The sequence below is a fragment of the Streptomyces sp. NRRL F-4489 genome, from assembly GCF_001509485.1.
GTDB lineage: Bacteria > Actinomycetota > Actinomycetes > Streptomycetales > Streptomycetaceae > Streptomyces.
In genome coordinates, this window is record NZ_LLZI01000261.1 from 23896 (window position 1) to 37116 (window position 13221).

13 protein-coding genes are annotated in these 13221 nt (G+C 75.2%); 5 read left to right on the forward strand and 8 right to left on the reverse strand.

Annotated elements, in window-relative coordinates:
• Nucleotides 1-11: 11 nt before the first annotated feature.
• Nucleotides 12-1337 carry an ABC transporter substrate-binding protein gene (locus ADL22_RS27235; protein WP_066985333.1) on the reverse strand — a complete coding sequence of 442 codons (1326 nt, stop codon included), beginning with the start codon at nt 1335-1337 and terminating at the stop codon, nt 12-14.
• Between the two features lie 171 nt (nt 1338-1508).
• Between ADL22_RS27235 and ADL22_RS27240 the strand changes: the two genes are divergently transcribed.
• Nucleotides 1509-1967 carry an SCO4402 family protein gene (locus ADL22_RS27240; protein WP_066985336.1) on the forward strand — a complete coding sequence of 153 codons (459 nt, stop codon included), beginning with the start codon at nt 1509-1511 and terminating at the stop codon, nt 1965-1967.
• A 58-nt stretch (nt 1968-2025) separates the two neighbouring features.
• Nucleotides 2026-2916 (forward strand): formyltetrahydrofolate deformylase, encoded by an 891-nt coding sequence (purU, locus tag ADL22_RS27245; protein WP_066985341.1) that lies wholly within the window; start codon nt 2026-2028, stop codon nt 2914-2916.
• 97 nt (nt 2917-3013) lie between these two features.
• On the opposite strand, the gene ADL22_RS27250 is transcribed toward purU, so the two are convergent.
• Complete coding sequence (locus ADL22_RS27250; RefSeq protein ID WP_066985344.1) at nt 3014-4378, reverse strand: zf-HC2 domain-containing protein; 1365 nt, start codon at nt 4376-4378, stop codon at nt 3014-3016.
• Nucleotides 4375-5016, reverse strand: a complete 642-nt coding sequence (locus ADL22_RS27255; protein WP_066985347.1) for a sigma-70 family RNA polymerase sigma factor — start codon at nt 5014-5016, stop codon at nt 4375-4377. The genes ADL22_RS27250 and ADL22_RS27255 overlap by 4 nt, the downstream gene beginning before the upstream one ends.
• 609 nt (nt 5017-5625) lie before the next feature.
• Between ADL22_RS27255 and ADL22_RS27260 the strand changes: the two genes are divergently transcribed.
• On the forward strand, nt 5626-5988 hold the full coding sequence (locus ADL22_RS27260; protein WP_420711603.1) for an STAS domain-containing protein: 363 nt from the start codon (nt 5626-5628) through the stop codon (nt 5986-5988).
• Nucleotides 5989-6048: 60 nt separating this feature from the next.
• Here ADL22_RS27260 and ADL22_RS27265 read toward each other — a convergent pair whose 3' ends face one another.
• From ADL22_RS27265 to ADL22_RS36470, 3 genes are all read right to left on the reverse strand, one after another.
• The gene (locus ADL22_RS27265) at nt 6049-7248 is read right to left on the reverse strand and encodes a sensor histidine kinase (protein WP_066985373.1); all 1200 of its coding nucleotides are present in this window, start codon (nt 7246-7248) and stop codon (nt 6049-6051) included.
• Nucleotides 7249-7385: 137 nt separating this feature from the next.
• Entirely contained in the window at nt 7386-8048 is a 663-nt protein-coding gene (locus ADL22_RS27270; RefSeq protein ID WP_066985357.1) for a response regulator, read from the reverse strand.
• A gap of 318 nt (nt 8049-8366) precedes the next feature.
• Nucleotides 8367-8696 (reverse strand): hypothetical protein, encoded by a 330-nt coding sequence (locus ADL22_RS36470; protein ID WP_234430871.1) that lies wholly within the window; start codon nt 8694-8696, stop codon nt 8367-8369.
• A 315-nt stretch (nt 8697-9011) separates the two neighbouring features.
• On the opposite strand from ADL22_RS36470, the gene ADL22_RS27280 reads away from it, so the two are divergent.
• On the forward strand, nt 9012-10262 hold the full coding sequence (locus ADL22_RS27280; protein WP_066985360.1) for a helix-turn-helix domain-containing protein: 1251 nt from the start codon (nt 9012-9014) through the stop codon (nt 10260-10262).
• Nucleotides 10263-10276: 14 nt separating this feature from the next.
• On the opposite strand, the gene ADL22_RS27285 is transcribed toward ADL22_RS27280, so the two are convergent.
• Nucleotides 10277-11293 carry a hypothetical protein gene (locus tag ADL22_RS27285; RefSeq protein ID WP_066985363.1) on the reverse strand — a complete coding sequence of 339 codons (1017 nt, stop codon included), beginning with the start codon at nt 11291-11293 and terminating at the stop codon, nt 10277-10279.
• 215 nt (nt 11294-11508) lie between these two features.
• The gene (locus ADL22_RS27290; protein WP_066985367.1) at nt 11509-11979 is read right to left on the reverse strand and encodes a hypothetical protein; all 471 of its coding nucleotides are present in this window, start codon (nt 11977-11979) and stop codon (nt 11509-11511) included.
• Nucleotides 11980-12145: 166 nt separating this feature from the next.
• On the opposite strand from ADL22_RS27290, the gene ADL22_RS27295 reads away from it, so the two are divergent.
• The coding region (locus tag ADL22_RS27295) for a serine/threonine-protein kinase (protein WP_159048732.1) at nt 12146-13221 on the forward strand (1076 nt) is incomplete at its 3' end.

The following is a 13221-nucleotide window of genomic DNA, read 5'->3' on the forward strand; positions in this document are numbered from 1 at the left end:
GCCCGCCGTCCTCAGTAGTCGTCGGTGCGGCGCTGCTCCAGGGTCCTGGTGAGGTCCGCGAACCCCTCCTGGGCGGCGACCAGTTGGCCGTCCCGTACCACCTGGTACGTCACGTCCGCGTTGACGATGCGCGGGAAGTCGGCGACCGCCAGCATGTCGTCGTCGCGCCAGCGCAGCTTCGGCGTCAGCCCGCCGGTGTCGATGGCCCGCTCGCCGCGGTCCAGGGCGGTCTGCAGGGCGTGCGCGGTGATGTCCCGCACGCCCTGGTCCGCGAGCTGCCGGAGGACCGCGCCGAGCACCGTGTAGGCGATCCAGGTCGTCTGGACGCCGGGGTCGGCCGGGTCGATGCGGGTGTCGCCGAACGCCTCCTGGGTGATCACCCGCCGCATCGGCCCCCAGCGCGGGTCGTTGGCGGCCGGATACCAGCCGGTGATGTCCGCGCCCTCCAGGGGCCCCGAGGCGCCTCCGGTGCGGTCCACCAGCGACTGGTCCACACTGCCCAGCACCGACCCGATGCGCACCTTGGGGCTGTCCTCCTGGAGGCGCCGGAAGGCGTCGAAGAAGGTGTCGGTGTGGTCGCCGAGCGAGGCGTTCAGACAGGCGCCGGGTGCCGTCCCGTTGGCCGCGGGGCTGCTCCCCGGGGCGGCGCCCACCGCCTTCAGCGCGGCGGCCACCTGGGGCGAGTAGTCGGTGCCGTCCTCGGGGGCCTTGACGTCCGCGGCGGGGGGCCGGCTGCCGAGCCCGGCGTCGAGCAGCCCGGGCATCTGGTCGCCCTCCACGGTGTCCGGGCGGACCAGCGCCACCCGCCGGCAGTCGCCCGCCAGCTGGCGGCCGTTCCCGGCCAGCAGGGCCGCCGGGCCGCCGTTGACCGGGTACGACAGCGGACTGGCGAACTCCTCGGCGGAGGCGCCGTACCCGCCGATGTACGGGATGCCCGCCACCTCCAGCGGCGACATGAACGACTGCCCCCACCGGCTGTACGAGCCGACCACCGCGACCGCCCCCGCGTCCACCGCCCGCTGGGCGCACCGGGTGGCCTCCACCGAGTCGTCGTGCTCGTTGCAGGTCAGGACCTTCAGGCGGTGGCCGGCGATCCCGCCGCGGGAGTTGACCCAGCGGGCGTACGCCTGCGCCATGGCCGGCATACCCGGCATATTGGTCGTCCGGGTGCCCTCGGGCGCCCAGGTCATCACCGTGACCGGCTCCCGCTCCCCGGATTCCGCCCCGGGGAGGGAGCCGCAACCGGAGAGCAGCGACGCGATGACCGCCGTGCACGTCACCGCCGCGGCGGGGCCGTGCGCAAAGGGGCGGGGGGAGGGGCGTCGCCGTCCGGTCATGGCCCCGCAGCCTTCCGCGCCCCCCGGAACGCCGGTGTGACAGCCGGTCAACGGGTGGTGACGCCGGGGTGAACTCCGGGGGGCCGAACGCCCGCAATCGGGAGGAACGTACGATCGCATGCTGTGCAAGGTTCGGAGAAGTCTTCCCGTCGCGGCCGCCGCTCGACCACCATGGGCGGTATGCCGCTCACTGATATGCCGTGGTGGCGCTGGCGCAGCAATGTGCGCTCCGCGCTGCACATGCTCTCCGACCCGGTCTTCCAGCAGCACACCTGGCTGGCCGGGCGCCCCGGCTACGGAGACGTCACCGACGCCGTCTACCGGCTCGTCGAGGACACCTGGCTGGACAACTGGTCCGCCGAGAAGTACATCGGGACGATCTTCCGCGACGAGCGGGAGGCGCAGCTCGTGGACGCCGCCGTCCTGCGGGTGCTGCGGATCATGCACCAGGTAGGCCCGGACGCCCCGGTCGCCGCCTACCTGGAGCACACCGCCTGGCCCGACGCCGTACGGGCCGCGCGCGAGGCGCACGTCCAGATGGCGGCCGCGGACGGTGACGACCCGGATACCGCACCGCACTCCCTGGAGGCCCTGGCGGTGCTGACCGGCGCCGTTCCGGCCCCGGTGTGAGCGGTCCCCGGGACGCCCCGGTCAGGGCGGCCCGGCGGATATGCGACCCTATGAGGTCATGAGCGAGTCGCAGCCCACCCAGTCCGGTCCGCGCGATCGGAACGATCAGTACGTCCTCACCCTGTCCTGCCCGGACAAGCAGGGGATCGTGCACGCCGTGTCCAGCTATCTCTTCATCACCGGCTGCAACATCGTGGACAGCCAGCAGTTCGGCGACCGGGACACCGGGCTGTTCTTCATGCGGGTCCACTTCAGCGCGGAGGCGCCGGTGGACGTGGCGAAGCTGCGCGCCAGCTTCGCGGCGGTGGGCGACTCGTTCGGCATGGACTGGCAGATCCACCGGGCCGACGAGAAGATGCGGATCGTCCTGATGGTGTCCAAGTTCGGGCACTGCCTGAACGACCTGCTCTTCCGCTCCCGGATCGGCGCGCTGCCGGTCGAGATCGCCGCCGTGGTCTCCAACCACACCGACTTCGCCGAGCTGGCCGGCTCCTACGGGATCCCGTTCCACCACATTCCGGTGACCAAGGCCACCAAGGCGCAGGCCGAGGCGCAGCTGCTGGAGCTGGTGGAGAAGGAGCGGGTCGAACTGGTGGTGCTCGCCCGTTACATGCAGGTGCTCTCCGACGACCTGTGCAAGGCGCTGGCCGGCCGGATCATCAACATCCACCACTCCTTCCTCCCCAGCTTCAAGGGCGCCCGGCCGTACCACCAGGCGCACGCCCGGGGCGTGAAGCTCATCGGCGCGACCGCGCACTACGTCACCGCCGACCTCGACGAGGGCCCGATCATCGAGCAGGAGGTCGAGCGGGTCGGCCACGAGGTCACCCCGGACCAGCTCGTGGCGATCGGCCGGGACGTCGAGTGCCAGGCGCTGGCGCGGGCCGTGAAGTGGCACAGCGAGCGCCGGGTGCTGCTCAACGGCACCCGCACGGTGGTCTTCGCCTAGAGGCGCCCAGAGGCGCCCAGGAGGGCCCGGGGCCGGCGCGGAAGCCTCCCGGGCCGCCCGCCGCCCGCCGTGCCCCCTGCGGCCCGGCGGCGGCCCCTCACAGGCGCGACAGCGCCGCCGTCGCGAACAGCACCTCGCGGATCGCCTCGCGCTCGCCGTCCTGGCCCGCCGCGGCCTCCTCCGGCGAGATGTGCCCGGCCGCCAGCTGGCAGAACTCGTCGCTGTCCAGGGCGATATGGGCGACCGCGCACTCCCGTGTGCCGACCGCCCCGGGGGAGTCCAGGGCTATGTACCAGTCACCGCCGCCGTTGCCCTCGATCTCCAGATGGAGCGAGCGGCCCGGCGCGCCCGCGGCGACCAGCTGGCGCGGCGGTGCGGCCAGCCCGGCCCGCCGCCGCTGGGCGAGCGCCGCGGGCAGCAGCCGGGCCGCGAGGTCCACGAGCAGATGGAGATGGCCGGAACCGGGCGGTCTGTACGGATAGTCCACCGCCTCGGCGATGTCCCCGGCGTGCACCCACGTCTCGAAGGCGCGGTCCAGGAACGCGTCCCCCAGGGCGAGGGTGAACGTCCCGTAGGGGACGGGGAGTTCGGTGACCCCGCGGCCGGCGAACGAGACCGTTCTGATCAGCGACTGGCTCTGCTCGCGCCAGGGGCCGTGCGGCGCCCGCGGGTCCGGGGCCCCGCCCAGGGCGCGCCAGTACGCCTCGGTGCGCCGGCGCGGACCCGGGCGCTCCGGGGCGGCGCCGCCCAGCGGGTCGGGCAGCCCGAGGGCCGTCGCCGCCAGGCCGTCCACCGCCAGCAGATGCCCGATCACCCCGGCGACGGTGGTGCCGCGCTCGACCGGCTCCCGCCCGTCGAACCAGCGCAGCCGCACCGGCGCCCGCCACTCCGCGTCGCCCATGTCGCGCAGCAGCGCGTCCAGCTTGGCGCTCTCCGCGTCGTACGGCGTCGCCCACTCCGGGACCGGGATCCGGGCCGGGCGGCGGCCCAGGCAGCCCTCCAGCACCCGGGAGCGCAGCAGCGGATCGAGGTCGAGGCTGTCGGCGGGGTGCAGCAGCGCCACCGCGTCGCGCAGCCGCAGCGCCTCGTCGGCGCAGGCGGCGCAGTCGGTCAGATGCGCCTCGACGGCGGCCGTCTCCTCCGCGGAGCAGGCGGCCAGCGCCCAGGCGCCCAGCAGTGACTTGAGGACCTTGTGGGACGGGGCGGCCGGCGGGGGACCGTGCGGGCCGGTGGCGTCGCCGGTCGCGGTGGCGTCGCCGGTCACGGGGTCGTCATCGCTCTCGTGCTCCGCATCGGCGTCGGGGGGCGGGGCCGGGTCCGGGGCGGCACTCCGGCGGGGGACGGGCGGGAGGTCGGGCAGCGGGCCGCAGTCCTCCGCGGCCCGGCGCGGGGACGGTATCCGGGGGCGCTCACCGGGGCCGCCGGGGAGCTCGCGGCCGTCCCACTCGTCCGGGCCCCTCACCGCGGCCGCCCGTGGGCCGAACCGGGCGGGGTGGGGCGGGCCGGTCCCAGGGCGGCGCCGCGGCGCATCGGGACGGCGGGGAGCGCCTGGTGGTTGTGGGCCGTGGACAGCAGCTGGAGGCCCAGGCGGAGCCGGCGCCGGGCCTCGTCCTCGGTGACGCCGAGGTCGGCGGCGGTCTGGCGGTAGTCCCGGCGCTGGAAGTACGCCAGCTCCAGGGCCTCGCGCAGCGGGGCGGGCATGGACGTGACGATGTAGTCGGCGCGGGCCGCCGTGGACGCCTCGTGGATCCGCCGCTCCAGCTCGCGCTCCGCCTCGCCGGGCGCCGCCCCGTCGCCGCCGGGCGCCGGCGGGGCCCCGGTCTGGCGCAGCCGCTGGACGGCGTGGTGGCGGGTGATCCCGGCCACCCAGGAGCGCAGCGAACCCTGCTTGGGGTCGTAGGTGTCCGGATGCTCCCAGACGTAGCCGAAGACCTCGCGGGTGACGCGGTCGGCGGCGTCCTCGTCCTCCAGGACGCGGTACGCCAGGCTGTGCACCAGGGAGGCGAAGCGGTCGTAGAGCTCGCCGAGCGCGGCCGCCTCGCCGCGGGCGAGCCGCTGCTGCATCCGCCTGTCCCAGCGCGGTGGTGCGTCATGTGCCATGGGACCCCCATCCCTGCCCGTCCCGGCCGGGCTCACACCCCGGCCGGCGCGGCGCCGGGACCGTCCCCGCGGTCCGGCGCGCGTGTACGGGGCCGGCGGCGCTGCCGGGCCCCGTGCCGTCACTTCCGCCCACTGTCGTACCCGTGCTCACCCCTCCGCTCACGATCGCCGGTGCGTCACCCGATCCGGCGGCCCGCCGCGCGCGCCGTGACGCGGGCGTGCGTACCACCGCCACCGAATGTAGTGCGCCGGTATGACAGCGCAGGCGCGTTTGCGGCAAAGCCGGTCCGGCGGGCGCCCCGGATGGTAAGGGGGCGGCGTCCGGCCCGTAGGGAAGCGGCTGGAGGGCGTGACCGAAGTCGAGCGGGCGGGACCGTTCCTGCTCGTATTGCCCCATGTGTTACGCGGGTGTGACCGATTGCGGGCGAAAACCTCCCGTCCGCTGGGCATAGCCTTGGGGGGCACGGTCTGCCGGTGCCGCGGAGGCGCGGACGCGTTTCACGGGGGAGAGGCCGGGCAGTCGAGCCGGGAAGGGTGGGTTCCGGATGACCGTCGGGGGCGCATCCGGTCCGCAAGCGAGCGAAAGGCTTCGAGCGCGTGTCATTGAAGGTGGCAGAGGACGAAAAGGGCCCCTGGGCCGTACTCCAGGTCTCCGGCGAGATGGACCTGGTCACATCGCCGGCGGTGCGCCAGCACGTGCACGACGCGGTGGCCGAGGGCCGGCGCTCGCTGGTGCTGGACCTGTCCGAGGTGCGGTTCTGCGACTCCAGTGGGGTGGGGGTGCTGATCGCCGCCCGCCGGCTGATGCGCTCCTGCCAGGGGCGGCTGCGGCTGATCCTGCCCGCCCAGGGGGCCGTCGACGGCTCCCACGTCAACCGCGTCCTCGCCGCGCTCGGCGTCCGCCGGCTCTTCGAGGTCTACCCCGACCTGCCCACGGCGGTGGACGAGGCGGCGGCGCCGCTGTCGGCCTGAGCGGGCCGGGCCGCCGCCGTCCGAGCCACCCGGCTCCCTGAGTCCGTCCCGTAGGAGGACTCACCCCGCCCCGTAGGGGAACTCCGCCCGTACGACGAAACCGCCCTCCGCCGTCGGACGCGCCTCCAGCGTCCCGCCGAGGCTCTGCGCCCGCTCGCGCAGCCCCACCAGCCCGTGCCCGCCCCCGGGGAGCGCCGGGACCGGCGCCGCCGCGTCCGGCGGCCCGTTGCGCACCTCCACCCGCAGCCCCTCCCGCGCCCGTCCGGCCGCCTCCGCGCCGTCCGGCGCCGCCAGCTGCACCGCGTCCACCCGGACCCGCACCCGCGCCCCGGGGGCGTGCTTGCGGACGTTGGTCAGCGCCTCCTGGACGGTCCGGTACGCGGCCCGCTCCACGGTGCGGGTACCGCGCGCCGGCCCGGTGGCGGCCGCCGCCCCGCCGTCCCCGGTACCCGGCGCGGCCGGCCCCTCGTACGTGACGTCCAGCGCGCTCAGCTCGATCAGCCGGGGGAGTTCGTCCAGGCCGGGCTGCGGGGCCGGTTCGCCGGCCTCCCGGGCGTCGCCGCCGGCCGCCCGCAGCACCCCGACCATGTGCCGCAGCTCCTCCAGGGTGCGGACCGACAGCTCCCGGATGGTCCGCGCCCCGTCGCGGGCCGCCTCGTCCGCCGTGCTGATCTGGAGCGCGCCGGCCTGGAGGCTGATCAGGCTGACCTGGTGGGCCACCACATCGTGCATCTCCCGGGCCAGCCGGGCCCGTTCGGTGGCCTTGACCCGCTCCGCCAGCAGCCGGTCCTCGCGGCGCAGGCTGAGGGTGAGGTCGTCGACCCGCGAGGCCAGTTCGCGGCGGGTCCGGACGAGCAGCCCGAGCGCTATCGGGGCGGCGGAGGTCACACAGGCGTCTATCAGGACGAGGGTGTTCTCCCGGTAGGCGGTCGGCTCGAAGTCGGATATCGGATACGGCAGGAAGTGCGCGGTGATCAGCAGCAGCGCGCAGACGCCGAGCCGGACGCGGCCGGGCCGCAGCGCGGCCAGGGTGTACAGCGCGATCATCGGCGCGAACCAGATGTAGCCGATGTACAGCCCCGGCAGGGTGACCAGGAACACCAGCAGCGGCCACCGGCGGCGCACCAGCAGGGCCGCCGCCGCGACCACCGAGACGGCCAGCTCCAGCACCATCCCGAGCCCGTTGACGAGCACCGCGTCGGCGATCGCCAGCAGCGCCGGCACCACCACGGGGGCGATCCGGCGCAGCCGGGGGGCCAGGGGGCGGCGGGCCGGCCGTTCGCCATCGGGCCGGGGGCCCGGCCGTTCACCCTGGGGGCGCGGCTCCGGCCGTTCGCCAGGATGCGGCTCCAGGCGTCCCCCCAGGGGCCGGTCCCCCGCCCGCCCCAGGGACCGTCTCACCGCACACCCCCGGGAACCCCCGGCACCAGCCCGGCCCGGTCAGCCACGATCGCCGCCTGAATGCGATTGATTCCCCCCAACTTGCCCAGCAACGCCCGCACATGGTCCTTGACCGTGCTGGGCGCCAGCCCCATCCGCTCGGCGATCTGCGCATTGCCCAGGCCCTCGCCGAGCAGCGCCAGCACCTGCGACTCGCGCGGCGTCAGACCGCGCACCGCGCGCGCCGCGGCGGCCTGGTCCTCGGCCGTCAGATAGCCCCCGATCACCGCCCGGGTCACCCCGGGGTCCAGGACGCTGCCGCCCGCCGCCAGCGTCCGCACGGCCCGTACCAGCTGCTCCGGGTCGGAGTCCTTGAGCAGGAAGCCCGCCGCGCCCTCCCGGAGCGCCGCGGTCAGGTACTCCTGCGCGTCGAAGGTGGTGAGCATCGCCACGGCCGGCGGCTCCGGGGCGGCCCGCAGCCGGCGCAGTACGGTCAGCCCGTCCACGTCCGGCATCCGGATGTCGAGCAGGACCACCTCGGCCGCGCAGCCCAGCACGGTCTCGACGGCCTCCGCGCCGCCGCAGTCCGCGACCATCTCGATGTCCGGGGCCGTCCCCAGGATCATCCGCAGTCCCGACCTGACAAGCCGCTCGTCATCCACCACAGCGACACGGATCACCGGCCGCCCCTTTCTCCATCGCACCCGTTCCGAGCCCGGAACCGCCCGGCGCTGCGCGACTCCGTCCTCCGCCGCGGGTCCCCCTCGTGGAGGGCCCCGCACCCCCGCCGACCGGCGGGGGTCCGCCCCCGACCTGCGGACGATGCCGCGGGGCGGACCCGCGGGCAGAGTGGTTCTCATGCTGCACCACTGAAGAGGCCACAAGCCCGGTACGCGTTGCAGTTCACATCGACGACCGCCGCGGCCCCCACACACGGCGGCCGTCACCGGCGCGCGGGGGCGGTCGGGAGGGGAACCTCCCCCGCACCGCCCCGGGGCCTACCAGGCCCTACTGCCGCCCCCGCCGCCGTCTCCCTCCTCCGGCTCGCCACCACGCTCTCCCGCCCCACCGGCTTCTCCCAGGCCGCCTCCCGCCTCCTCCACGTCCCCCTCCTCCCCCTCGCCCCCGGAACACCGGCAGTCCGCCAGCCGGTCCAGCCGGTCCAGTCGGTCCCCCCTGCTCTCCGCGACCCGTACGGCGTCCCGCAGTGCCGCGCTCAGCTGCGCCGAGAGGAACCGCAGCGACCCGGCACCGGCCCCGGCGTCGGCGACGACCGCGTCCGCGTGCTCCAGCAGCCCGGCGGTCATGGCCAGTTGCACCTCCTCCACCTGATCGGCATACCGGGACACGACCCCGCCACCCACCCGATCGCTCACCAGAAAACAGCTCTGCCCCTCGGGCCCGCTCCACGGCAGCAACCGCGCCACGGGCGGCAGGTCGGGGCGGCCCCCTTCGGGGCGGGAGGGACGATCGGGGCGCGGCGACGCGTGCGACATGAGCGGCCTGCTTTCGTACGGGAACGGGGGGCACCGGTTGATCGACCGGCCCCTTCGGCATGCGAGCCACCCTCGCGCCCCAATCGCCCCCTGCCCATCCCAACTCCCTATAGGACGGCCCTATATTGAGCGCCCTATATTGGACCCATGGGCGACTTTGCTCCGGATCTGTGGTCGCACCCCCGGCTCGCGGCGGCCGTCGCCGCCGAGGACTGGGGCGCGGTCTTCCGTACGTACCGGCGGCTCACCGGCGCCAGCCAGATGGCGCTCGGGACCCGCGTGGGCCTCGTACAGCCCGATGTCTCCGAGATCGAGCGGGGGCGGCGGCGGGTCACCTCCGTGGAGGTGCGGCAGCGCATCGTCGCGGGGCTCGGCATCCCGCCGGAACGGCTCCCCGGCACCGGGACGGGCGCCGACGCGCTGCCCGTCCCCGGGCTGGCGTTCGCCGGAGTGGCGCCCGACGAGGACCTGCTCGACCGCGTCACCAACGCCGTGGACGGCACCCGGCGCGTCGACGCCGCCACCCTGGACTGGCTCGACCGCCTCCTGGCCGAGCACCGCAGGGCCGAGGACTTCATCGGATCGGGACCGCTCGTCGAGGTGATGGGGCAGCAGCTCCGCACGGTCGTCGGCCTCTACGCGGGCGCGCGCGGCCCGTTGGCGGAGCGCGTGGTGCGGCTGGCCTCCGAACACGCCCAGTTCCTGGCCTGGATGGCCCAGGACCAGGGGCGGTCGGCCGCCGCGCTGGCCTGGTACGACCGCTCCCACGAGTGGGCGCTGGAGGCCGGGGACGCCGATATGGCCGCGACCACGCTCAGCATGAAGGCCCATATGGCCTGGTCCGGCGGGCGGGGCCAGCGGTGCGTACGGCTCGCGGAGGCCGCCCGCTGGTCGGCGCCGGGCGCGTCACCCGGTGTGCGGGGCATGGCGGCCCAGATGGCGGCCCGCGGCCACGCGCTCGACCACGACGGCAACGCCGCCCGCCGCGGTCTGGACGAGGCCCAGGACCTCATCGCGCGGGCCGCGCGGCACCCCGAGGACGAGCCACCCTGGATGTACTTCTACGACGAGACGTGGTTCACCCTCCAGCACGGCATGGCCGCCATGCACCTCGGCGACTGGCGGTCGGCCGCCCGCCACCTCACCGCGGGCCTGACCGCGCTGCCGGCCGACTACCGCCGGGACCGGGCCTGGTACCGCTCCTGCCTGGCCCACGCGCACGCCGCCGCCGGCGACGCCGAACCGGCCCTGGCCGAGGCCCTGGCAGCCGTCCCCGACGCGTCCGCCGTCGGCCGCCCGCACGCGTGGGACGAACTCCACACCACGGCGGCGGTCCTGCTGCGCCGCGGCGCACCGCAAGGACGCCGGCTGATGGACGCGCTACGGGCGGAGGACTGACCGGGCGCAGCACGTCACTCGGCGTCCTCACCCCCGCCCACCCGCCCCATCGCCAGTACCACCACCGACGTCATGGCGGCCAGGCCGTACGCGGTGGTGGCCATGGAGAGGGCGCCGTCGGGGGTTTCGAAGGAGTGGTTGAAGAAGTCGGTGACGGTCAGCCAGACCACGGTGCGCACGGTGAGGTACAGCTCCACGGAGGCGAAGACCAGCAGCGCGCCCCGCAGGTCGTGGCGGGCCCGCACGGCCAGTACACCGAGCACCCCGCAGGCCAGTATGGAGCCGAGGGTGGTGAACTCGGCGGAGGCCGCGAGGTTGAGCGTCCCCAGGACGGAACCGTCCACGGCGCTGCGGAGGTAGCGGGCGGTGTCCATACCGGCCGTGGCCAGGTCGCGGACCGTCCAGGTGAGGCGGGCCAGGCCGAGTACGAGGAGCAGCACGCCGCAGATGCGGGAGAGACGGCGTTCCCGGGGGCGGGGTCCGCATCCGGGGCCGGGTTCGCGGCCGGGGCCAGGGCCGGTCTCGGGTCCCCGCCCGGCTTCCCTGGCCGGCAGCATCGTCACGAGCACGGCTACCGCCACCACCAGGCCCAGCACCCGGGTGGCCAGCGCCCAGCCGCCGAGGGGATCGGTGGCGTACTGGTCCCGGTAGGCCGCGTCGCAGAACCCCACCGCCTCGCGCAGCGAGACCGCCAGCAGGAAGAACGCGCAGAACAGCGCGGCGCTGCGGGCCGAGCGGCGGTGCGCGGCGGCCAGGCCCGCGGTGGCGGCGAAGGCGGCCGCGAACGCCCACTCGTAGGGGCCGACCAACTGGGACGCGGGCGACGCGCCAGGATTGAACAGGCCCTCGGCGAAGTCCCCCAGGGAGCCGTCGCCCTGCACGATCCCGTACACCGTCCAGGCGGCGAGCGCGGCAGCCTGGAGCGACAGGAAGAACGCGGTGGTGTGGTACGCGCCGTGGTGGCGCGGGGCCGCGCGGGCCGGGTCGGGGTCCGGGCGGACGTCCAGTGCGTCGCCGTCCCGCATCACCATGCCCGTTCCCCGTTCCGTGCCGCGTCCCGCACCGCCGCCCGGCCGCGACGCCGTCGCCGTTGCCGTCGCCGCCTCACTGTGTCAAGGACGGGCGGAGGGGCGGGGGAGGTTCCGCTCCGTGTGTCGTGAGTTGATCAAGATACGGGCCGGTGGCCGGGCGGAGCGGCCCGTCAACCGCATGTGGCGGCGCGGCACATCCGCCGTACACGGCCCGCTCACCGCACACGGCGGGCGGTGGCCGCCACGAAATCGCGGATGCCCTGCCGGGTGGTGTCCCGCAGCGCGTCGAGCGCGTCGCGGTCATCGGCCCAGTGGATCTCGGTCACCGCGGCCATGATCCGCTCGGTGAGGCCGAGGATCTCCGGGTCGTCGCTCACCATCTGCGCGCGGAACATGGCCTCTTGGGCCGCGTAGCGGTTCTTGTAGACCTCCTCGCGCAGCTCCGGCGTGTCCTCCCCGCAGCGCTCGCCCTCGTGCCGCACGAACCAGCGGTGGACGAGGACCCGCCGGTAGTCCAGCAGCGCGCCCGCGTACGCGCAGTACGCGTCGATCCGCTCCTGCCGGAGCCGTTCCGCGCGGGCGAAGTGCTCGCTGCGGTCGGCGGACCGGCGCTGGAAGAGGTGGGTGACGACGGACCCCAGCAGGGTCCCGAGCACGGCGACGACGCTCCCTATGACTGCCTCCATGGCTGGAAGTGGACCATACGGGGAGGGCGGATTCCGGTCATTTTCCCAATGAGGGGAGGTGTGCGGGGCGTTGTCGCGCGTCGTACGGTAACTCCCGCACCAGCGGACGGGGTTGGGGCGGGAGCCCGCCTGCGAGCCCCCGGTGCCGGTGCGGCAGGATGGCGCCATGGGCATTTTCGGGGGAGAAGGCCGGCTGATCGGTGGCCGGTACCGGCTGGGCATCCGCCTGGGGCGCGGCGGTATGGGAACGGTCTGGCGGGCCACGGACGAAGTCCTCGGCCGCCAGGTGGCCGTCAAGGAGCTGCACCTGGACGATGTGGCGGCCGAGCCGGAGGCGCGGGTACGGCGCGACCGGGCGATGCGGGAGGCGCGGGCGGTCGCGCAGGTCAAGCACCCGAACGTGATCGTGGTGCACGACGTGGTCGAGCAGGACGGCCGGCCGTGGATCGTGATGGAGCTGGTGGAGGGCCCGTCGCTGGCCGACCGGCTGGCATCCGCCGGGCCGCTCGCGCCGGACGAGGCGGCCCGGATCGGCCGGGCGCTGCTGGGCGCGCTGCGGGCCGCGCACGCCCGGGGCGTGCTGCACCGCGACATCAAACCGGCCAATGTGCTGCTGGAGGACGGCGGCCGGGTGGTGCTGACGGACTTCGGGATCGCCCAGCTGCCCGGCGCGACGACGCTGACCGACGCCGGCGGTTTCGTCGGCTCGCCGGAGTACACCGCGCCCGAGCGGATGGCCGGGCGCGACGCCGGGCCGGCGGCCGACCTGTGGTCCCTGGGGGTGCTGCTGTGCGCCGCGCTCACCGGGGCGACGCCGTTCCGGCGGGACACCATGGCCGGAGTGCTGCACGCGGTCGTCTACGAGGACATCGAACTGCCGGTGGGTGTGGGCCCGTTGGCGGAGGTGGTACGGGGTCTGCTGGAACGGGACCCGAGGCGTCGCCTGGACGTGGACGCGGCGGAACGGATGCTGAGCGGCGCGCATGGCGGCGGCTTCCCGGTGGATCCGCCTCGGGGTGGCGGCCTACGGGGCGGTGGCCTCCCGCGCGCCCTCCAGGACGGACCCCAGCCCCGCCCCGTATCCGCCGACGCCTTCCGGCCGGCCGGCACCCCGGTGCTCCAGCGGCCCGCGGCCCCGCCCCCCCTGGGCGCCCCCCCCCCCCCCCCTCCCTCCACCGCCCCCCCCCCGCGGCCCCGCCTCGCGCTGCTGATCACCGCCGCCGTCATCGCCCTCGGCGGCAC